This is a genomic window from Methanosarcina sp. Kolksee, assembly GCF_000969945.1.
GTDB lineage: Archaea > Halobacteriota > Methanosarcinia > Methanosarcinales > Methanosarcinaceae > Methanosarcina > Methanosarcina vacuolata.
Genome location: NZ_CP009524.1, coordinates 1,633,840 through 1,655,681, shown reverse-complemented (window position 1 = coordinate 1,655,681; position 21,842 = coordinate 1,633,840). Strand labels below are relative to the sequence as shown.

13 protein-coding genes and 1 pseudogene are annotated in these 21,842 nt (G+C 40.1%); 12 read left to right on the top strand and 2 right to left on the bottom strand.

What is annotated here, in order from left to right; translation table 11 throughout:
- Positions 1 to 55: 55 nt before the first annotated feature.
- From MSKOL_RS06820 to MSKOL_RS06795, 7 genes are all read left to right on the top strand, one after another.
- Complete coding sequence (locus MSKOL_RS06820; RefSeq protein WP_369799534.1) at positions 56 to 430, top strand: hypothetical protein; 375 nt, start codon at positions 56 to 58, stop codon at positions 428 to 430.
- 523 nt (positions 431 to 953) lie between these two features.
- Positions 954 to 5,957, top strand: coding sequence for a PKD domain-containing protein (locus MSKOL_RS06815; protein ID WP_048154644.1), 5,004 nt, complete (start codon positions 954 to 956; stop codon positions 5,955 to 5,957).
- 216 nt (positions 5,958 to 6,173) lie between these two features.
- Complete coding sequence (locus tag MSKOL_RS21590; protein WP_082091225.1) at positions 6,174 to 6,263, top strand: DUF1622 domain-containing protein; 90 nt, start codon at positions 6,174 to 6,176, stop codon at positions 6,261 to 6,263.
- 672 nt (positions 6,264 to 6,935) lie between these two features.
- Positions 6,936 to 7,673, top strand: coding sequence for a M48 family metallopeptidase (locus MSKOL_RS06810; RefSeq protein ID WP_048154641.1), 738 nt, complete (start codon positions 6,936 to 6,938; stop codon positions 7,671 to 7,673).
- 210 nt (positions 7,674 to 7,883) lie between these two features.
- On the top strand, positions 7,884 to 8,684 hold the full coding sequence (locus MSKOL_RS06805; RefSeq protein ID WP_048119726.1) for an ABC transporter ATP-binding protein: 801 nt from the start codon (positions 7,884 to 7,886) through the stop codon (positions 8,682 to 8,684).
- A complete protein-coding gene (locus MSKOL_RS06800; protein ID WP_048154638.1) occupies positions 8,681 to 9,433 on the top strand; it encodes an ABC transporter permease in 753 nt (250 codons plus the stop codon). Before MSKOL_RS06805 ends, MSKOL_RS06800 begins: the two co-directional genes overlap by 4 nt.
- 228 nt (positions 9,434 to 9,661) lie before the next feature.
- A complete protein-coding gene (locus tag MSKOL_RS06795; RefSeq protein ID WP_048154635.1) occupies positions 9,662 to 10,288 on the top strand; it encodes a LysE family translocator in 627 nt (208 codons plus the stop codon).
- Positions 10,289 to 10,631: 343 nt separating this feature from the next.
- Here the strand turns inward: MSKOL_RS06795 and MSKOL_RS06790 are convergent, their stop codons facing one another.
- Together MSKOL_RS06790 and MSKOL_RS06785 are read right to left on the bottom strand one after the other, a co-directional pair.
- A complete protein-coding gene (locus tag MSKOL_RS06790; protein WP_156150985.1) occupies positions 10,632 to 11,024 on the bottom strand; it encodes a hypothetical protein in 393 nt (130 codons plus the stop codon).
- A 485-nt stretch (positions 11,025 to 11,509) separates the two neighbouring features.
- The gene (locus MSKOL_RS06785; RefSeq protein ID WP_048154631.1) at positions 11,510 to 12,196 is read right to left on the bottom strand and encodes a DUF169 domain-containing protein; all 687 of its coding nucleotides are present in this window, start codon (positions 12,194 to 12,196) and stop codon (positions 11,510 to 11,512) included.
- Positions 12,197 to 12,902: 706 nt separating this feature from the next.
- Between MSKOL_RS06785 and MSKOL_RS20685 the strand changes: the two genes are divergently transcribed.
- The 5 genes and pseudogenes from MSKOL_RS20685 (at position 12,903) to MSKOL_RS06765 (ending at position 21,585) form a co-directional block, all read left to right on the top strand.
- Positions 12,903 to 13,400 (top strand): hypothetical protein, encoded by a 498-nt coding sequence (locus tag MSKOL_RS20685; RefSeq protein ID WP_052725372.1) that lies wholly within the window; start codon positions 12,903 to 12,905, stop codon positions 13,398 to 13,400.
- A gap of 68 nt (positions 13,401 to 13,468) precedes the next feature.
- Positions 13,469 to 13,713 (top strand): annotated as a pseudogene (locus MSKOL_RS19885) (DUF4277 domain-containing protein); the annotation flags it as partial.
- Positions 13,714 to 14,548: 835 nt separating this feature from the next.
- The gene (locus tag MSKOL_RS06770) at positions 14,549 to 15,079 is read left to right on the top strand and encodes an O-acetyl-ADP-ribose deacetylase (RefSeq protein ID WP_048154625.1); all 531 of its coding nucleotides are present in this window, start codon (positions 14,549 to 14,551) and stop codon (positions 15,077 to 15,079) included.
- 211 nt (positions 15,080 to 15,290) lie between these two features.
- On the top strand, positions 15,291 to 15,419 hold the full coding sequence (locus MSKOL_RS21320; protein WP_255351972.1) for a hypothetical protein: 129 nt from the start codon (positions 15,291 to 15,293) through the stop codon (positions 15,417 to 15,419).
- A 379-nt stretch (positions 15,420 to 15,798) separates the two neighbouring features.
- Positions 15,799 to 21,585, top strand: a complete 5,787-nt coding sequence (locus tag MSKOL_RS06765) for a tetratricopeptide repeat protein (RefSeq protein WP_048154623.1) — start codon at positions 15,799 to 15,801, stop codon at positions 21,583 to 21,585.
- Positions 21,586 to 21,842 lie beyond the last annotated feature (257 nt).

Below are 21,842 nucleotides of genomic sequence, written 5' to 3'. Positions count from 1 at the left end.
GAAAGTAAATCCCGGAAATTGATAAAAGGGTCCCTAAATTTAGTTTGAGTAAGAGGTGGGAAGTATAATTGGTGAAATTATTATCTTTGAGAAAAAATATTCAGAAAAAAACCTGCAACTTATTACCGGAAAAAAAGATATATCTTCGCATTACCAGGATATTCCTGAAGAGATGCTGCTTTTAAGTGAAGTTATAGAAGATCCCCTCAAACTCCCTTACATGCTGGAAGCTTTCTATACCGCACCGATAAAGAATGAAAAAGCCTTTCATTTTGCTCTCGTGCGAGTCCAGGTAGACTCTGACCTCAGGATGCATGAGGATATCCAGAAATACCAGCAAAGGAAGTACGTAGCCGAAACCCTGGAAAAACTGCTCTACGGAGAGCTTATGCTTTCTGTAGGAGAAAACTCAGGCACGGAAGGGGATTAATTGCTTTATCTGTTTTTTAAATTTTTGTAATAAAACCTTCTATTCGTCACTAATTTTATATTAAATTTTACTAAGTTCATTTTTGTTTATGAATAGAAAATTTTATTTATAAATAGAAAAATTTGTTTATTAATAGAAATTTTTTCAGATCCTATAGTTTTTTATTCCAATAATGAATTCTAATTTTTAAGATCCCTGTTTTTTAAATTTTCAGAGCATATAAAAACTCAAAGTAGTATAAAAATTCAAATATAAACAGTAATGAATGAATTTAGTTTTTACCAATCCCATCAGTTAATAAAAGAAAACTTATTATCTTTTAATTTACAAGTATTCCATATAATTCTATAAAGTCTTCTTTATCTTGTCATCTGTATAGTTGCACTTAGTTGCAATAATCAACTTAACCCAAAAACTCCGGATTCAGTGAATTGCTATACTATCCTTCCATAAAGTCGGTTAAGTTTCAATATAATTTAAAACCTCAATAAATTCAAAATGATCTATATACTGGCGGTCTAAAATGAAAGGAAAGAATTTTAATAGAATGTTTAGGAGGCAGACCTTAACCAAAGTTTTGGGAATAACGGTACTTGCTTTTTTAATGTTAGTGAGCATCGCGGGTGCCTCACAATTCGCATACATTACAAATGCACAGAGTAACAGTGTCTCTGTAATTGACACAGCCACAAATAAAGTTACAGCTACAATACCTGTAGGGTCCAACCCTCTGGGAGTTGCAATTAATCCAAATGGGACAAAGGTTTACGTCGGAAATGCTCTTAGCAATGATGTATCTATAATCGACACTGCAACAAATAATGTTATAGCCGCAGTGCGTGTAGGAAATTCTCCCCAGGGAGTTGCAGTCAGCCCTAACGGAAAAAACGTATATGTAACAAACCGTTACAGCAACAATGTTTATGTGATTGATACCACCGCAAATACTGTTGTAAGTACAGTGAATACGGGAAAGTATCCTGAGGGAGTAGCGGTAAGTCCTGATGGAAAAAAGATATATGTAACAAATTATGGGGACAATACTGTCTCTATAATTGATACTGCCACAAAAGCTGTTATAACCACGGTATCTGTAGGAAGAGGTCCCAAAGAAATTGCGGTCACACCAGACGGAAACAGGGTGTACGTGGTGAACTCTGATGGCGGGAGCATCTCCATAATTGACACGGCAACAAACAGCGTTACAAACACGATGAAGGCAGAAGGAACTCCCTTTGGAGTTGCAGTTACTCCAGATGGAAAAAAGGTGTATGTGACTAATAACGCTGAATATTTCAGCACTGTTTCTGTAATTGACACGGCAACAAACAAAATTACAGCCACGATACCCGTAGGCCCCGATCCTAAGGGAATTGCAGTCACTCCGGATGGAAAGAAAATCTATGTAGCAATTAACTTTTATAACACTGTCTCTGTGATTGACACAGCAACCAACGCTGTTACAGCCACGATGCTTGCAGGAAAAAGCCCTTACGCTTCAGGCCAGTTTATAGGTTCTATTCCATTACAACCAGTTTATCCTTTAGCAAACTTCAGCAGCAATATCACATCAGATTATGTTTTCCTTTCTGTACCCGTGCAGTTTACAGATCTCTCAATAAATGCAACTAAATGGGCCTGGGACTTTGGAGACGGGTCTGGTTCGACAAAGCAGAACCCCACACATACATATTCTGCAACAGGAATCTATACTGTTAGACTGACTGTAAGCAATTCAAAAGGTACAGATTCAAAGCTTGCGACAGTAAATGTTGTACCAAAAGGTTCTCCTGCACCTTCATATGCATTCATTACAAATCTTGACAGCAACACTGTTTCTGTGATTAACACAGGAAACAACACCCTTACAGCCACGGTGTCTGTAGGGACCGAGCCTTTTGGAGCTGCAGTTAGCCCGGATGGAACAAAAGTATATGTAACAAATACCAAATACGGCGAAAGGGGTACGGTTTCTGTAATTGATACAGCAACAAACAAGGTTACAGCTATCGTGGATGTAGGCTATAAATATAGTCCCTGTGGAATTGCAGTCACCCCGGACGGAAAAAAACTATATGTGGCAGACCGTGACATAAAAGCTGTCTCTGTAATTGATACATCTACAAACACTGTTACAGCCACCGTGCCTGTAGGAGTTAATCCTTTAGGAGTTGCAATCACACCGGATGGAAAAAAAGTATACGTAACGAACCGTTACAGCAACACTGTTTCTGTAATTGATACCAGCACAAACACTGTTATAGCGACTGTGAAAGTTGGATCTGGCCCTTGTGGAGTTACAATTAACCAGGCGGGAACAGAACTATATGTGATGAATTGTGAAAGCAATACTATTTCTATAATTGAACTAAGTTCAAACACTGTTACAGCCACAGTGCCTGTGGGACAATGGCCTATGGGAGTTGCAGTAACTCCTGATGGAAAAAAGGTGTATGTGGCAAATGAAGGCAGCAACAATGTATCGGTAATTAACACCGCAACAAAAACTGTTATAGCAACTGTAAAAGTCAAAAAAAGCCCTTACGGAATTGCAGCCACTCCGGACGGAACAAAGGTATATGTAGCGAACTCCGGCGATAGCGATCATCTCGGAAACACTGCCTCTGTAATTGACACTGCTACAGATAAGGTTACAGCCACAGTAAACACAGGCTTCAGGCCTATTGCTTTCGGTCAATTTATTAGTCCTCTTCCAGCACAACCAGTTTATCCTGTTGCAAACTTTAGCAGCAATTTCACATTCGGTTACGCTCCTCTTTCAGTCCAGTTTACGGATTTCTCGAAGAATGCGGATGGGTGGAACTGGGATTTTGGAGACAAATCCACTTCGACACAGAAGAATCCAGTACACACTTATTCCAGAGCAGGGAATTACAATGTAACGTTTAAAGTAAACAATAAAAACGGTACTGATTCGAAATCTGCCACAGTAACTGTTTTAGCACATCCAGGATTTTCTGCGTCCCCAACTTCAGGCAGAACGCCACTTAGAGTTAGTTTTACTGACCAGAGCACCGGATCGCCAGCCTCATGGAACTGGACTTTTGGAGATAAAACTTATTCAACGGAAAAGAACCCTGTGCATGTATATAAAAAATCAGGAAAATATTCTGTTACACTGACATTGAACGAAACGGGAACCAAGACTGCAGTAACAAAATCCAGCTATATAACTGTTTCAAACGGGTATGAAACCCCTATTGCTGCTTTCTCTGCATCTTCAGCCTCAGGGAAATCACCTCTTACTGTTAGTTTTACTGACCAGAGTAAAGGGTCGCCAACATCATGGAAATGGACTTTTGGAGACGGCACGTACTCAACCGGAAAGAACCCTACACATACATACAGCAAAGCAGGATTGTATTCTGTTACATTAGCAGTAAATAATGCATATGGCAGTAATACATTAACAAAAACTGACTATATTGTTGTTTCAAACATTTTTAATCCGCCTGTTATCAGTTTCTCTGCGTCCCTTATTTCAGGAAAAGCACCTCTGGCGGTTGATTTTTCTGGTAAGGGTACAGGGTCGCCAACTAAATGGAAATGGGTTTTCGGAGACGGGAATACTTCAACAGAAAAGAATCCTGTGCACATATTCAACAAATCAGGACTTTATTCTGTAACATTAACAGCAAGTAATGAAAAAGGCAGTAATGCCCTGACAAAAACCGGCTATATTGCTGTCTCAAGCACTTTAAATATTCCTGTTTCCAAATTCTCTGCATCCCCTACTTCAGGAAAAGTGCCTTTTACGGTTAGTTTTACTGACCAGAGCACCGGGTCGCCAGCCTCGTGGAAATGGACTTTTGGAGATGGAGGTAATTCAACAGAAAAGAACCCGGTACACACATACAATGAGGCAGGGCTATACTCTGTTAAATTGACAGTGAGTAATGCAAACGGCAATAATGCTCTGACAAAAACAGGTTATATTGCTGTCGTCTCAAACGTTTTAAACAACACTCCTGTTTCCAAATTTTCTGCCTCCCCTGTTTCAGGAAAAACACATCTTACTGTTAGTTTTACTGACCAGAGCACAGGGTCACCAGCCTCATGGAAATGGAATTTTGGAGATGGAAGTAATTCAACAGAAAGAAATCCGGTACACACATACAATAAATCCGGAAATTATACCGTTGATTTAACAACGACTAATGAGGAAGGCAGTAATAAGTTGCAAAAATCAAAATATATAAATGTAGTTTCTGTGAACGGTAGTGTGGTATCGAGTCCAGGATATATTGTTCCTGTCTCAGCTTTTTCGGCAACTCCAACTGTAGGAAGTATGCCTCTTACTGTTAGTTTTACTGACCAGAGTAAAGGGTCACCAACTGCATGGACATGGAATTTTGGGGATAAGAACACTTCAAAAGAGAAAAATCCGGTACACACATACACTAAGTCCGGTAGATATGCAGTTACATTGACAGCAAGTAACGCGAACGGCAGTAATACTTTGACAAAATCCAGCTATATTTATGTCTCAAACGTTTTAGCTCCTCCTGTTGCCGGTTATTTTGTATCTCCTGCTTCAGGAAGTATGCCTCTTAAGGTTATATTTACCGACCAGAGCACCGGGTCACCAACTGCATGGAGATGGGCGTTTGGAGATGGAAACACTTCAGAAATGAAAAATCCGGTACACACGTATAGTAAATCAGGACGATATACTGTTACATTAACAGCAAGTAATGCAAATGGCAGTAATGCCTTGACAAAATCCAGCCATGTTGTTGTATCAAGCATTTTAGCTCCTCCTGTTGCCAGCTTCTCTGCATCTCCGATTTCAGGAAAAGCTCCACTTACTGTTGGTTTTACTGATCAGAGCACAGGATCACCAACTAAATGGAAATGGGTTTTCGGAGACGGGGACAATTCAACAGAAAAGAATCCTGTACATACATATAATAAATCAGGGCTATACCCTGTTAAATTGACAGCAGTTAATGCAAATGGCAGCAGTGCCCTGACAAAAACCGACTATATTGCTGTTTCAGGTGTTTTAACTGCTCCTGTTGCTAATTTTTCTGCGTCCCCTGCTTCAGGAAAAGTGCCTTTTAAGGTTAGTTTTACTGACCAGAGCACTGGATCGCCAACATCATGGAAATGGGTTTTTGGAGATGGGAACAATTCTACAGAAAAGAATCCTGTGCACACATACAATAAATCAGGACTATATTCTGTTACATTGACAGCGAGTAATGCAAACGGCGATAATACATTGGTAAAAACCGGATATATTGCAGTTTCAAACTCTCTTGTCGCTGCTTTTTCTGCATCGCCAACTTCAGGACCTGTACCGTTTAATGTCAGTTTTACTGACAACAGCACTGGATCACCAGCTTCATGGAAATGGGCGTTTGGAGATGGAAATACTTCAACAGAAAAGAATCCTGTACACACATACAACAAAACAGGAGGATATACTGTTAGCTTAACCGTAGATAACTCCGAAAGCAGCAGTACTGAAACCAGATCCAGATATATCATAGTTAGTAAGTAAAAATCTTACTCAAAAAATGGCTTTGTAGAAACCCATCTATACCAGCTTCAAGAGGATAATTATAGATAAGGAGATATAATGACATCCAGTTTAAATTAATAAGGATTCATTTATCAAATTTTTGTGGATTAGGTGGAGTCAAACAAAAGTGTGTTTTGTTGCTTTCTCACAAAACACACATGAAACTCTTCGAATAAAAAAGAGCTTACAAAAAGAATTGCCTTCGGACTTGAGTTTTTCATTGCAGCCGATGTTCTTGAAACCGTAATCAATCCATCCCGAGGACTTGCTCCTTGTGGAACTTGAACTTGAGGAAAATTGAGAAGAAGAAGGACAGGAATTCAACCGCCAGTACAGGATTCTTACTCAGACTGCTGACGTCCGCTGGATTGACTAGAAAACATTTATCCAGCGCAATGAGGAAGGAGAAGTTACTCATTTCCAGGGCATTATAGAAGATATAACGAAATGCAAAAAGAGCCTGACCTGTAGATTGAAATCAGGAAAGATCAGAAGTGCTCTTCAGGCTTTAAGAGTTGGAATTGAAGTGATTTTCATGCTTCTTCGGTTAAGTAAGGGATTGTGAAAACTACATCCATTTCCACAATATTTGTTAAATAGTTTAATAGTCGTGGGCTGGAACAGGGTATCTATTTTATACGAAGAGGCGAAAATTTAAAGCCGGTTTCTAATGCAAAATCGATAGTTTTTTGGCAAGAAAATTCCTTAACCGATGACCAATGAAGTGATTTTAATTATTTTCTGAATTTCATGGGTAAAAGTAAATTTCATGTATTTGCTGAATATTTAAGAATATATATAAGTTCAAAAAACAACCTCAAGCGATGGATTCAACTTTATAACTGTATGGTAAAATTGTTGCACATTTTTCGAGTTGAAAAACTCCATTGAATTTGAAGAGGATACCAGTAAAAGAACAATTGAATTGAAAATTCTTTTTATTCTGAGGAAACCGGAATGAGAAAAAACAATAGAATCAATGTATGTGGCAGGACTATAAATTATGAGATCGTATACAGTAAAAAGCGAAAGAGTGCGGCTATTTTAGTCCGCCCGGACATGAAAGTCGAGTTTCGGGCACCTCAGGGTCTGAGTGCAGACACTATTCAAGGAATGGTTGAAAGAAAAGCCTGGTGGATATTTAAAAAGCTTGAATGGTTCGAGGAAAACAGACTGCCTGATCAAAAAAAGCAGTATTGCGACGGGGAAGTTTATCTTTATCTGGGCAGAGAATGTCCTCTGAGAATCACATCCATGAATAACATTAAAAAACCTCTGGCTTTTTTCCAGGATTCCGAACTTAAGATTGAGATTTCCGAGAATACTTCTGAAGATCAGCTTCCTTTTCTGGTGAAAGAAGCCGTCTGGAATTTTTATAGCAAACGTGCCGAAGAGGAAGTTGAGAAGCTTCTGAAGATTTATTCGAAAAAGCTCGGGGTAGATACTCCAATATTTAAGGTAAAGTACCAGAAAAAGCGCTGGGGAAGTTGTTCTGCAGAGAATGTATTGAGGATAAATTTCCAGCTTATAATGGCACCACCGAAGCAGCTTGAGTATGTAGTAGTGCACGAACTCTGCCACGTAAAAGAGAAAAATCATTCGGCACGGTTCTGGAAATTTGTTCGAGAACTCATGCCTGATTATGAAAAACACAGAAATAGCCTGAAAAAAGACGGCTGGAAATATGTTCTTTGAAGCCAGTAAAACTAACACTAACCTTAATTGAAAATCATTTTATCCATAAAGAAAACAGAAGGAATTCAACAGAAGGAATTTAACAGAAGGAATTCAACAAAAGGAATTTAACAGAAGAAATTTAACAGAAGAAATTTAACAGAAGAAATATTACAGAAGAAATTCTATTATTAGCCTTTCCTTATTTAAAAAAACATTTCAGGTTCACCCATGCAAAATATACTCTCAGTTCAGTCACTCACGAAGAAATTTGATGATTTTACAGCTGTAAAAGATATCAGTTTCAACGTTGAAACCGGCTCGATCTTTGCTTTTCTTGGCCCAAACGGGGCAGGCAAGTCCACAACTATCAAAATGCTCACAACTGTTTTGAAGCCCACATCAGGAAAAATAAGCATTAACGGTTTCAATGCGCTTAAAGAGCAGGATAACGCCCGTGCATCTTTCGGAATAGTCTTTCAGGACTCCAGCCTTGATGAAGAACTGACTGCTTACGAGAATATTGTTTACCATGCAGTCATCTATAAGGTACCTAAAAAGGAAAGAGATGAAAGAATCCAAAAAGCCCTGGAAATTGTCGGGCTCTGGAACAGGCGGGAAGACTATGTTAAAAGCTATTCCGGCGGCATGAAGCGCAGGCTTGAGATTGCGCGGGCGCTTGTCCACTACCCGAAAATCCTTTTCCTTGACGAGCCTACAGTAGGCCTTGATCCCCAGACCCGAAATTCTATCTGGAGCCATATCAAGAGCCTGAACAAAGAAAAAGGAATGACAATTTTTCTGACCACGCATTACATGGAAGAAGCCGAAGCAATTGCAGACCAGATTGCAATCATTGACCACGGAAAAATTATAGAGTCCGGCACTGTTGAAGAAATAAAGAAACAGACGGAAACCGACTCCTTAGAAGAGGCTTTTCTGAAATTAACAGGCCGGGATATCAGGGACGATAACGAATCTGGACACAGAGTACGGGCTATAAGGGGTATGAGAAGGAGGGTCAGGCATTGATCGAGGTAATCTATATCCTCTGGCTCAGGCAGCTAAAACACTACTGGCGCTCAAAAGCGAGGTTGCTTGGTTCTCTCGGGCAGCCTCTGCTCTTTCTGATAACATTTGGATTCGGGTTCGGCCCGATGTATACGAGAGCAAGCGGAGGGGCAAACTACCTGGATTTTCTTGCACCAGGAATCGTCTCAATGTCCATCCTGTTCACTGCTGTATTTTCGGGGCTTGAGGTTATCTGGGACAGGCAATTCGGCTTTCTGAAAGAGACTATGGTAGCTCCTATCTCAAGGACAGAAATTATGATCGGAAAAACTCTTGGAGGCGCAACTATAGCCATGATCCAGGGTCTAATCGTGTTGAGCCTGACCTATCTACTCGGGTTCAGAATTCCAGGCCTTGCAAACCTTGCCGTCGGGCTGGTCTTCATGTCCCTAATAGCTATCTTCTTTACAGGCCTGGGCCTTGCCATAGCCTCAAAGATGAAAGATATGCAGGGTTTCCAGCTGATTATGAACTTCCTGATCATGCCTATCTTCTTCCTATCCGGCGCCCTTTTTCCCCTAGAAAACCTGCCGCCGTCGATCTATTTTATAAGTAGGATCGATCCCCTTACCTATGGGGTAGATGGCTTAAGAGGAGCAATTGCCGGAATGAACGTGTTTGGAATCTATAATGACCTGGCAGTAATAGGTTTGCTCTCGGTTCTTGTCTGCATGGTTGGAGCATTCTTGTTTTCAAAAATAGAGGCATAAATGCCTCCTTTTTTTAAAAATCTACAAATTCAAGGTTCAAAGTTCAATATTAATTGAGGTATTATATAGGTCGCTGATGGTTATTCTACATCAGTGTTGTACTATTATATACTTTAAAATTATTATAGCTTTAAATCAGGAATCTGACTAACTGAGTTAGGAATTCACGGTTACTCAAGATTTAAGGCAGGTTCCCTGGATTGACATATTAAAAAATGAGGCATAAAGGTGCTAGATCTTATTGAATTTTTAGCCCTGGGGTCATTTCTCGGCCTTGCTGCAGGAACATCTCCAGGCCCACTGCTTGCTGTAACCATTTCTGAAACTCTACAGTATGGCAAGTGGGAAGGAATAAAGGTTGCAGTGTCGCCTCTGATTACGGACCTGCCAATCGTTTTATCCGTATTGTATGTGCTGTCGCATCTGAAAAGTTATGATTTTATTATCGGAATCATTGCGTTTTTTGGGGCTTCATATCTAATATATTCAGGAATCGAATTACTGAAAATCAAAAAAGACAGCTTTGAATTAAATGTAGAAAAAGAGGATGCCCTTAAAAAAGGAGTTATTGTGAATTTTGGAAACCCACATCCATATGTCTTCTGGTTTTCCATAGGTGGGCCGATAATTTATAAGAGCCTGAACACTCAGGTTTCAGCCACGATTCTGTTTATATTAGGGTTTTATATCTTTCTTGTCGGGTCAAAGGTAGCCATCACATTAATTGTAGAAAAGTCAAAGTCCTTTATAAACAGTAAACACTACTTTTCTATTATCCGTGCTCTGGGGATTGCACAGATTATCTTCGGATTGACTTTTATTAAAATGGGTTTGAGCTCACTAAATATTATATGATTGTTCTGTTCACAGACGGAAAAGAATGTGACATTAAAAACGGGATACGAAAAAGTAAAACAAGAAGAACGGACCGTGTTATAAAAGGGATTGAAGAGAAAGAAAGTGAAAGAAAGACAAACTAAAGAGGCTGCCGGGGAAGGGAAGAATAGAAAAGACTGAAAACACCGAAAATTAGGCAGGAGAAGTTAGAGTAAGAAAGGCATTAAACCTGTTCTTGCTACTGGAAACAAAAGTATGCAAGAGGGCAGATCTGCCAGTGTTAAAATAAAAAGTAAAAAGGGAGTTATCCCTTTTATTAATTTACCTTTATTACTTTACCTTTATTGCTTTACAGTTATTTTCATGCAGCTTTTATTTTAATGGCTGACTTTTTAATCTGCTGTACGTGACAATTTCCAGCACCATATACAGTTACTTTTGCGTCATAGGTACCAGGCTTTTTTATAATAAGTGAACAATTGCAGATATGCTTTACCGTGCAGTGTGTACAGTAAGATCTGCAGGATGCAACTACTTTTCCATTTTTATCCAATACCTGGTATTGAACACTTTTAACAGTGCCTGACGTATAAGTTGTAAACCCTACTTTAGCTGGTGCTATTCCAGTTGGATTGTTTACTGTGAACTTGACAATTTTTACATTACAAGCAGCATTAGCTGAAGCGCCTGCAGTAGCAGTACATAACGTCAAAACCAATAATACTAATATAAAGAAATTTGTTGTTCGTTTCATCAGGTCGTATGAATAGACAACATTGATTATATAATTATAGAAACGGTTTGAATAAATGTAAATAAATATAAATAAATTTGAACATGTGGCGGTCTGGGATATATACTCATTCATAACCCCTAAAACTTGAAGATAATTAGTCAGTAGACGATTTGTGAATTTACTGTGAGAATGTGACCTGAATTTTAGTCTCAAACCTGAATTTTAGTCTCAAAACCTGAATTTTAGTCTCAAACCTGAATTTTAGTCTCAATACACTTTATAAGACTCAACAACCTTTACTGATAAGTTATACCACCCCCCGCTATTAAACAGGTACTGGGGTTTACATATACCACCCTCGGCAATATTAACAATATAGTCTTCATTATACGGTCCGCCGCCTTTACCCATACAATTTGAAGAGGATACATCTGCTGTATTAAAAACACTACATGCATGACCAGGACTACCAGTAAAACTGGTAATTTCAGATCAGGTTTCAGTTAAGGGCATACTTGCTTGAGGCCCGAAACCACATCATCAAGAAGCTCAATAGGGATTCCCATAATCATTTCATCATCTGTAAGCGTGGCGTAAGCCCTGCTTCCAGTGCAACCAAGTGTAACGCCTACTGTTCCTTCTTTATAAACCTGCACAACACCGTCAGAACATACACTCTGTGCTCCTGAAAAGCTCGTTTCAAGCCTTCCCCCTATTCCGTACATTGCTGCCTGTGTAAGTAACATCATCTGTTTAGGATTACCGACAACCATAATGACATCCGGAATAAATGAGGTCTCTTCCAGGGGAGAATACAGAATAGCTTCTGTTGAATTAGGCGGAAGGATTGGGATCATATCAATAGTACGTCTTGAGGCCCCCAGTGTGCTGAATAGCTCGAATTCTTTGTAATAAAGCTCCCCAGTGACCAGATCTTCAGGAACTGAGCCAAGTCCCATTGCACCAGCTCCAACTTTACACATTTGGTTTTCATTTAAAGTGTAGAACTCTTCTCGGGTTCTTCTAACTTTATCCACAAATTGGCAGTGAGTCATACACTCTTCTGCTTTCTTGATACTTTCCGGGATTTCTGACCCTTTCGAAATCAGCTTTACTGCTACAGGAGACGTTCTGATTTTCAGATGTTTGATCAGTTCCTGTCCATGGCGATTTACTTCTTTAACATCCATATTTTAACACATCCATATTTTTAACTTTAATTTTAAAGTTTTTATAACCTTAGAACCGTAATTTATTTTAAGTTTCTTAATTTTTCAGTTATGAACCTGCAAAACGCCGTCAGAACATACACTCTGTGCTCCTGAAAAGCCTGTTTCAAACCTCCTTCTTAGCATGAAAATACTGCCATCTGCAAGCACTTTCATTGGTTGTGCATGTTATTCAAAAAGTGTCATGTTCTTTTTCTGTAGAATTACAATCTCAAAAAAGTTATATTGTAGAAAACTCCATATCAGAAGGTTACCATCATCTACACAAAAATTTGATTTCAAATTTACAGCAAATTCGAGACATTGCCGGAAATCATAAGCGGTGATTCGGACATACTGTTTAAAGTTAAGTTTTTGTGCCTATGTACAACCTTGTTCTTTCGATGCGATGATTTATATTTATTTCTTATTTATATTTCTATTAATATTATATTCTATGAATAATGACTGTTATGTTGCATATGTTTGAAATTGACTAGGACTTATGCAACTGACTGAAGAACCAACAGCATCAGACAGTCAACTACCTAAAACATAACTTTAATTCGCAGTCTTTGCTGTAATTGATTTTGTTCCTCAAGTGCGTAATAGTCCTATTGACTTTGTTGAAGTCCTATTGACTTTGTTGGCAATTGGTAAAGTTGAAACAGATTTGAGGAGTGAATAAATGGGTATAAAAAAGACAGTGGCTATTTTGCTGGTAGTCTGTTTTATAGTATCAGTGACAGTTGCGGCGGTAAGCGCAAACCAGCAAGAATATAACAGAGGCTACAAAGACGGCTGCAGAGACGGCTATAAAGACGGTTTTAAAGAAGGCAAAACCGATAGCAAGAGGCCCTACAGTGCATTTATAAAGAAAGAAGCCAGGAAAAGCGACTATGATAAAGGTTACGAAAGAGGTTATAGCGACTGCTTCCCAAAAGGCTATAAAGCAGGCCTGAGAGCTGGATCGGCAGGTGGAAATCAAAAAGAATATGATAGAGGCTACAAAGAAGGCTGCAGAGACGGCTATAAAGACGGATTTAGAGAAGGTAAAGCCGACAGCAGGAAGCCCTACAGTGCATTTATAAAGAAAGAAGCCAGGAAAAGCGATTATGCCAGAGGCTATGAAAGAGGTTATAGTGACTGCTTCCCAAGAGGCTATAAAGCAGGTTTGAATACTTGAACCTAGATTCGGCAGGTAAACATATAAGTCAATACAATTAATTTTCATATCTGTTTTCTTGACCTTCCATGGCAGATAAAAACAACAGTAGAAGAGTGAATCCTCAATAAAACGTACAAGCTTTTGAGGTCACCCTGGTCTCATTGCCGGAGTTTTCCAGGAGCTCGAAGTTGACAAATTGATCGATGAAAAACTTCGTGAAGAACGAGATCACAAGGTTCCTCACTTCATCTGCATCCCTGCCATGGTACTCAATGACCCTGGTTTAATAGGGCAACGTCTGTACCTTTTTCCTGATTATTTAAGGACTATTTATTTCAGGACTATTTATTTCAGGACTATTTATTTCAGGACTATTTATTTCAGGACTATTTATTTCAGGACTATTTATTTCAGGACTATTTATTTCAGGACTATTTATTTCAGGACTATTTATTTCAGGACTATTTATTTCAGGACTATTTATTTCAGGACTATTTCTATAGCAGGCGGTCTCAAAATAACATTTGATTCTACAAAAAGGTTAAAAAATTAGATTTTAAAGCAAGTATGTACCTGAATTCCAGAATAATTTCCGACTTACATTTAAAGTCAATAATATAAATCACCCAATTGTAGAAATGATTCGAGTTTTGAGACAGCCTGTTATTATGGATCCTCGTTGTTTTTTGTGGATATCTTCGTAATGTCTTCATAAAAACCAATGCGGTCTTGAGTTGAAAAGCATCTTATTCATACGGAATAGCGAAGAGCCTAAATATTTGATTTGTGACAGAAAAAAGAAATAAATTGTATGACTTAATAATATAAATTTGGTAGTTCTTGACTTTTACGATGCTCTCAAAGTAAAGCCAGAAATTGCCCAAAGATAGTTGAAACAGAAAGCTGTAGACAATACAAATAATCCAGTGTCTGGTCAACCGCAAAATGTTTTATAAAATGGCTCTTCGTTGTTTTTTGTGGATATTCTCGTAATGTCTTCATAAAAACCAATGCGGTTTCGAATTGAAAATCAGCTTATCCATATGGAATGACAAATAGCCTATAAAATCAATTGCAATAATTCAGACCCATTGAATCCTTGATGATTGACTTGACGCTAGAGGAAAATATCGGACAATATATAAACAGAAGCAGAAGGGCAGATTATGGTACGCATTTCAGACAGGATAACAGTAATTCAGGGAGATATCGTAAAACTGGAAGTAGATGCAGTCGTAAATGCCGCAAATTCAACTCTTCTTGGGGGTGGAGGAGTCGATGGCGCTATCCATAGAGCTGCAGGGCCAGGACTGCTGGAAGAATGTAAGGGATTAAAAGGTTGTGCTACAGGAGAAGCAAAAATTACAAAGGGATATTTTCTGCCTGCAAAATGGATAATACACACTGTCGGGCCGGTATGGCAGGGGGGACAGAAAGGAGAGGATAGCTTGCTGGCTTCCTGCTACAGAAAAAGCCTTGAACTTGCAAGAGAGTATACTATAAAAACCATTGCCTTTCCAGCTATAAGTACAGGAGCGTATAACTTTCCTTCAGAGAGAGCTGCAGGAATTGCAGTTTCCGAAATAGCTAAATTCCTTCAGGGAAATGGATTGCCTGAAAAGGTTTTTCTTGTTTGTTTCAATAAAGAAACATGCAGAAATCTTCAGGAAGCATTTTCAGGAGTCTTTGAAGTTTAATTTAAATTTTAGGCAAATTAACTTTAGGTATTATTTTAGATATTATAAGTATGTTTATTAACAGTATATTTATAATACGGTTGCCTGCAAAATCAGAAGGATATCTTTAAAAAGACACTTAAAAAATAGGCTGAAAATTAGTCTCCCACGCTCAATTATTGAGGATCGTTTATATACAATGTTAGGAAATTAAATTCTAAACAAAAATTTAATGACAACAGACTTCGGGCTGGATGTAGTGGTGACAGCTCCCGCGGCTTCAGTCGCAGGCATCTATGGAATTTCAACCGACGCTACAAGCGGCTCTTGTAGCATTTGCAGCTTCCAAGACAAAACTTGACAAGTGAGTACAGAACGTGTAAGAACAAATAGCTTGTAAGATCGCAAAAGTTGGTACAGATGAAGGCTGTATCCCACAACAAAAGTTGCGGGGATTGACCATTCGCTTCTCCTAAATTTAACGGTTAACGCTGGTAAATCGTTAACATTTTGAAAAAGATTTTAAATTGGCAAGTGAGAGGCAAAAGCTCGCAAAAACTGATAAGTCGGAGAAAACAGAGCAAAATATTATAAAGGTCTGATAAAAAAGACTAGTATTCAAGTTTCAGATATTTGAGCTTCCAGGAACATAATCAGAAAAGTGCAGGAACAGAATTCGAAGAGTGCATGAATAAAAGTAGGAAGTGTAGGGACAGAATTAGAAAAAAGGATCGGAGGAGTTGGTTATCAATCACGATGAAGCTTTTCAAAGAGGACTTGGCCTGATTAAACAGAAAAAATACGAAAAATCGATTAATGTTTTCAACAAGATTGTAGACAAAGATCCAGGTCACACAGGAGCTCTATTTAACAGAGGACTCGCACTACTGAAAATCAAAAAACCAGAAGAAGCCCTCGACTCCTTTGACCAGGTACTGCACTTCGAGCCTGAAAATTTCGATGCCCGATACAAAAAAGGAATCGCACTGGCCACCCTTGGAAAGTTTGAAGCAGCTCTCGAAACCTATGACAACGCACTTGAAATAAATCCTGAAAATCCAAAAATCTGGTACCATAAAGGACTGGCGTTTGCCGAAATGGAAAAAAATGAGGCTTCGATTCTTTGTTTTGAGAAAGCACTTGAGCTTGAGCCGGAATGCAAAAGCGCCTGGTATGCCCAGGGCACCGTAACTGGAAAAGCCGGAAACTACGAAGAAGCTCTGGAGTGCTTTGAGCACGCACTTAAGATCAACCCAAAAAACGCAGACGCTTGCTACTCAAAAGGCCTGGTTCTTGCACAGCTTGAGAAGTACGAAAAAGCGCTGGAATGCTTTGATTCCCTAATTCGAGAAAACCCCAGGCATAAAGATTCCTGGAAACAAAAATATTTTTCGTTGATAAAGCTGGGGAAGAACAAAGAAGCTCTGGAATGTGTTGACTCATTTTTAAGGAAATTTCCTGTCAGCGAGACGGCCCTCTATCAGAAGGGCATACTTTTAAACGAACTTTCCAGCTATGAGGATGCCGAGAAAACTTTTTCGAAAATTTTAAAAATAAACCCGGGAAATAAAGAAATCTGGCTCAAGAAAGGTATTGCTCTTATCCAGCTGCTAAGGCTCAATGATGCCATAAAAGCTTTTGAAGAAGCCATCAGGCTGGACCCTACTTATTTCGAAGCCTGGAATTACAAATGCCTTGCTCTAATGAAGCTTGAGGTCTATGAAGAAGCCCTTGAGGCCTTTGACTCTGTGCTTGAAATTTATCCGGAAACTAAAGAAATCTGGTACAACAGGGCTCTTGCTCTCGTGAAACTGCAGCGCTTTGGAGAGGCTGCAAAATCTTTTTCCAGAACTGCCGAACTGGACCCTGCATATGGTGATGCCCTGTACCAGCAGGGACGTTTGCTCGCCAGAGAAGGAAAGTATGAAGAAGCTCTCAAAGCCTTCGATTCCATGCTTAAACAAAATCAAGAATTTATTAAGGCCCAAAAGCTCAGGGGTACTATGCTGATCAAGTTAGGCCGTATCGAAGAGGCTCTTGACTCTCTTGCACAGAGCCTTGAAAAAGAACCCGAAAACTATGGGCTCTGGCTGCAGCAAGGATTAATTCTCCTTGACAACGGAAAATTCGAGCCTGCCCTGAAAGCTCTTGAGAAAGTTGCGGAACTCAAACCCGATAACGACGCATGCTGGATGAATAAAGGTTTTGCTCTTTATTCCATGGACCGCTATGAAGAAGCCCTTCAAGCCTTTGAAGAGGGTCTGCGGTTAAACCCGTATCTTGAGAAAGGCTGGAATAATAAAGGAATAGTGCTCGGAAAGCTTGGAAGAACAGAAGAAGCTCTTGAAGCTTTTGAAAAATCCGTGAGTCTCAGGCCTGATTTTGAAGATGCCTGGAGAAATAGAGGACTGATTTTGCTGGCTGCCGATGAATATGAAAAAGCTAGCGAAGCATTTGCCGAAGTTCTTAAAACAAGTCCTGAAGACCTGGATTCAATTTACAATAGGGGAACAGCCCTGCTAAAACTCGGAAAAACAGAAACTGCTCTGGAATGCTTTGAAAAAATCCTGTCCCTTAATCCCGATTATCCCGAACTTTTATACAGCCTTGCGACTGCCCAGGCGGAGCTCGGAAAGCAGGAAGAAGCCCTGGAAACCTTTGAAAAACTCGCTGCTAAAGATCCCAAAGACCCGGAAATCCAGTGTAGGAAAGGAAAATTTGCAATGGAAATCGGAAATTATGAGACTGCGCTTCAGGCTTTTGATCAGATGCTTAGTGAAAATCCGGACTCAAGGGAAGCCTGGTATAGAAAAGGAATTGCCCTGCTAAAACTTGAACGCTTTGAAGAGGCTATAAGAGCTTTTGATGAAGTAATTGTAAAAAATCTAAGTTATAAAGAGATAGATAACTCTGATTATGAGGAGCTAAAAAATCTCGATAGTAATGATATAGATAAACCGGCATGTGACGAGATAAAGAGTCCTGATTACAAAGACAAGAATCCGGATTACAAAGACAAGAATCCGGATTACAAAGACAAGAATCCGGATTACAAAGACAAGAATCCGGATTATGAGAACGCACGCACTTACAAAGGACTTGCGCAAATGCAGCTTGAAAGGTACATCCCTGCCCTGGAAACCTTTGAGAGCGCTCTCGAAGAAAAGCCGGATTCTGATATTCTCTGGTACTACAGAGGCCTTAGCCTGTATAGGATAAACATGTTAGAGGAAGCAGCATGTGCCTTTGAGTCTGCAATTCGCCTTAATCCTGAAATGAAAGAAGCCCTTGAGTATAGAGCTCTCTGTCTGTTTGAAACCGAACAATACAAAGCTGCCCTGGGGGCTCTTGAAGCTGTACTTGAAAGAAATCCGGAGAACCTTTCCGCACTCCATAAAAAAGCTATTTGTTTCCTGCAGTTAAGGAAGTACGAATCCGGAGTTAAAACCCTTTCCAGAATACTGGAACTTGACCCTGGCAACAAAGAAGTAAAGTTTGAGTTAGGATTAGCCAGTTTCGAATCCGGGGAGTACGCTAAAGCCCTTTCTCTATTTGAAGAAATAAGTGAGGGCTCAGATAAAGGCTCTTTTGTATACTGCCCTGAAAAAAACTCATCTGAACGAAATAACTCTGAACAAAATAACTCTAAACAAAATAATTATAAAGAAAAGTACTCTTCGTTCTACTGGAAAGGGCTTGTGCTTATCAAGCTGGAAGCTTACGAAAAAGCGCTTGAGGTTTTTTCAAGGCTTACCAAAAATAACCCCCTGTTTGTAGAGGCCTGGTATTTGAAAGGAATATCCCATTCAAAACTGAAGCAGCATGAGGAAGCGGCAAAAGACTTTGAAAAAGTCCTTGAGCTTGACCCTGCTTATCAGGATACCTGTTACCAGTTGGGGCTTTCCTGTTTCGAGCTTGGAGACTTTGAGGAAGCTGTGAGGGTTTTTGAAGCCTCCCTGAAAATAGATCCTGAAAACCTTGAGACCCTTTACATGAGAAGCCTCGCTTTACTGCGGTCGGGGAGATATGAAGAATCGGCTTCAGGTTTCAGGGAAGTCTTCAAAAGAAATCCATTCAATACTGAAGCTCTTGCACACCTGAGCACGGCCTGCTTCAAGCAGGGGTTTTATGAAGAAGCCATTGGACTCTTTGATCAGGTTCTGGAGATTAATCCAGAGCGAAAAACTGTCCTTTTCAGAAAAGGAGTTGCTTTAAAAGCCCTTGGAGAAGTAAAGAGGGCTTCGACTATGTTTGACTCTGTCCTTAAATTGAAGCCTGACTGTACTTATGCCCTTGAGCAAAAAGCCTATACTCACTTCGAGCTTGAAGAATATCCGGAGGCCGTTGAAGCGTTTAAGACAGCGCTGGAATATTGCCAGAAAAAAGAAGATCTGCATTACTACAGGGGTATTGCCTTTTTCAGGCTGGGAAACTTTGAAGAAGCTGTCAGCTCCTTTGAAAACGCTCTTGCCCTCGGCTGCCAGCAACCCGAAATTTCTTATTACGCAGGAATCGCCTACTTCGAAAACAGAGAATATGAAAAAGCCGTGGAAGTCTTTAATGCTATCCTTAATTCCGGGGCACAGGATCTCGAAATTCTGTACAGAAAAGCCCTGGCCCTTTTTGAACTTGGAAAAACAGAAGAAGTGGTTTCTACAGTTTATGCTCTTCTCGAACTTGTAACTGAGAACTTTAATACTAAAGGCACTGGAGAGTTTGAAGAAGAAAACTATGAGGAAAGCGCAGGAGAGGAAAACGCAGGAGAATTCCCGGCTTTTGAGAACACAGAGGCTTTTGACGAACTCCTTGAAAAGTTTGCCTTCTCCCTTATAGAGCTTGGAAGGTATGAAGAAGCCCTCCTGCCGCTTAGAAAACTTACAGCAGGCGAATCGGCTTCAAAAGAAGCCCTTTACGGCAAGGGAGTTGTGTTTCAGGAGCTCGGCAGGCCTGAGGAAGCCCTTGAGATATTTTCAGAACTTTTATCCTTTTATCCTGGCTTTGAAAAAGCCTGGTACAGAAGAGGGCTCATTCTATTTTCTCATGAGTACTATGCTGAAGCCCTGGAGTCCTTCGAACAGGCAATTCTGGAAGATCAGACGGAAATTCCTGAAGAAATTGACGAATTAAGTCTGGATGAAACTCAGAGAGAAAATCAGACCGAAAGCCCCGGGTTAAATGAGAAATTCAGATTAGAAGATAAACTAAATGACACTGAAACCGAAGATGCCTGGACGAAAATGGGGCTCTCACAGATCAAACTGGGAGACTATGAAGCTGCTCTTGACATTTTTGAAAAAATCCTCGAGGTAAAACCTGATGCTGCCGACCTCTGGTATGTAGCAGGGCTTGCTCTAAGGGGGCTTGATCAGGATGGACAAGCCGTTGAAGCTTTTGAAAAAGCCGTGGAAATCGATCCAACCCTGGAAGCTGCCTGGGAGCAGCTTGGGCTTTCCCTTCTAAGATTGAATATGTATGAGGAAGCGGATCAGGCTTTCAGTTCTGCTCTAACCCTGAAACCTGACAACGTAAATGCTCTTTACAGCCGATCAGTGGCCAGTTTCAAACTACAGCACTTTGAGGAAGCAGCTCAGGACCTCGAAAAGGTGCTCCTGTCTGCCCCTGATTTCCCGGACTCTGTTGAAGCCTGTTACAGGCTCGGAATTGCTAGAATGGAGCTTCAGGAGTATGAAAAAGCCCTTGAAGCTTTTGACATAATTCTGCAGCATGACCCGGCGCATAGGGAAGCACTCTATTATAGCGGGCTTGTACTTTTCAACCTGGGTGAGTACGAAGCTGCCTCCGAAGCCTTTGGAATTCTGCTGGAATCCTCGCCCGAAGACCCTGAAAGCCTGAACTACCTCGGGCTCTGCCTGATGGAACTCGAAAGTCCGGAAGCAGCCCTGAAAGCCTTTGAAAAAGCCGCTCTTTTCAATCCGAAGAATGAAGAAGCTCTGTATAACGCAGCCACAACTCTTATCAAGCTTAACCGGCCCCAGGAATCAATTGGATATTTTGACCGCATCCTTGACATTTCCCCTGAAAATATCGACGTCCTGAACTACAAAGGAATCGCTTTCTGTAAGCTTGAAATGTACAGAGAAGCCCTGAAAGCCTTTGACCTTGCTCTGGAAAAAGACCCTGAAAATATTAAGGTAATTTATAGTGTAGGAGTCGTCTGTTTCAAACAGAAACTGTATGAAACTGCCTGCCGGGCCTTTGGTGAAGCTCTTGCCATTAATCCCTGGCACGAGCAGTCCCTGAAATATCTAGGGATTTCTCTTGCAAAAATGGAAGAGTACGAAGATGCCCTTAGAACCTTTGACAGGCTGCTCAGGATAAAACCTCACGATGTGCAGGCTATGAATTACAGGGGAGTTATCCTTGGAAAACTGGGAAGGTATACCGAAGCCATAAACACCTTCAGTGAAATCCTTCGTCTCTATCCCGAAATGGCAGATGCGAAAAGGAAAATTGAAGCCTTAAAATGCATTGAAAACAAAGAGGATTCCGGTGAAGATCTCTACTAAGGTTTTTGGGAGAGGTTCTGGAAAAGGTAGAAGAGGGCTTTTACCTACTTCTTTTTCTTATAATACACATTAGATTTAAAACCGGTTAACGTGTGGCTAAACTCCCACAACACATATAAACACTGAATCATTTTTCAAAGTTTAGTATGAGAGATTATGTTTGGATCATATGTAAACCACAACTGCACACAATAAGGGTTCCTCATTTTAAAATCGCCATCAACAAAAATTACCAAAAATGAAATGTCGACCTGCCG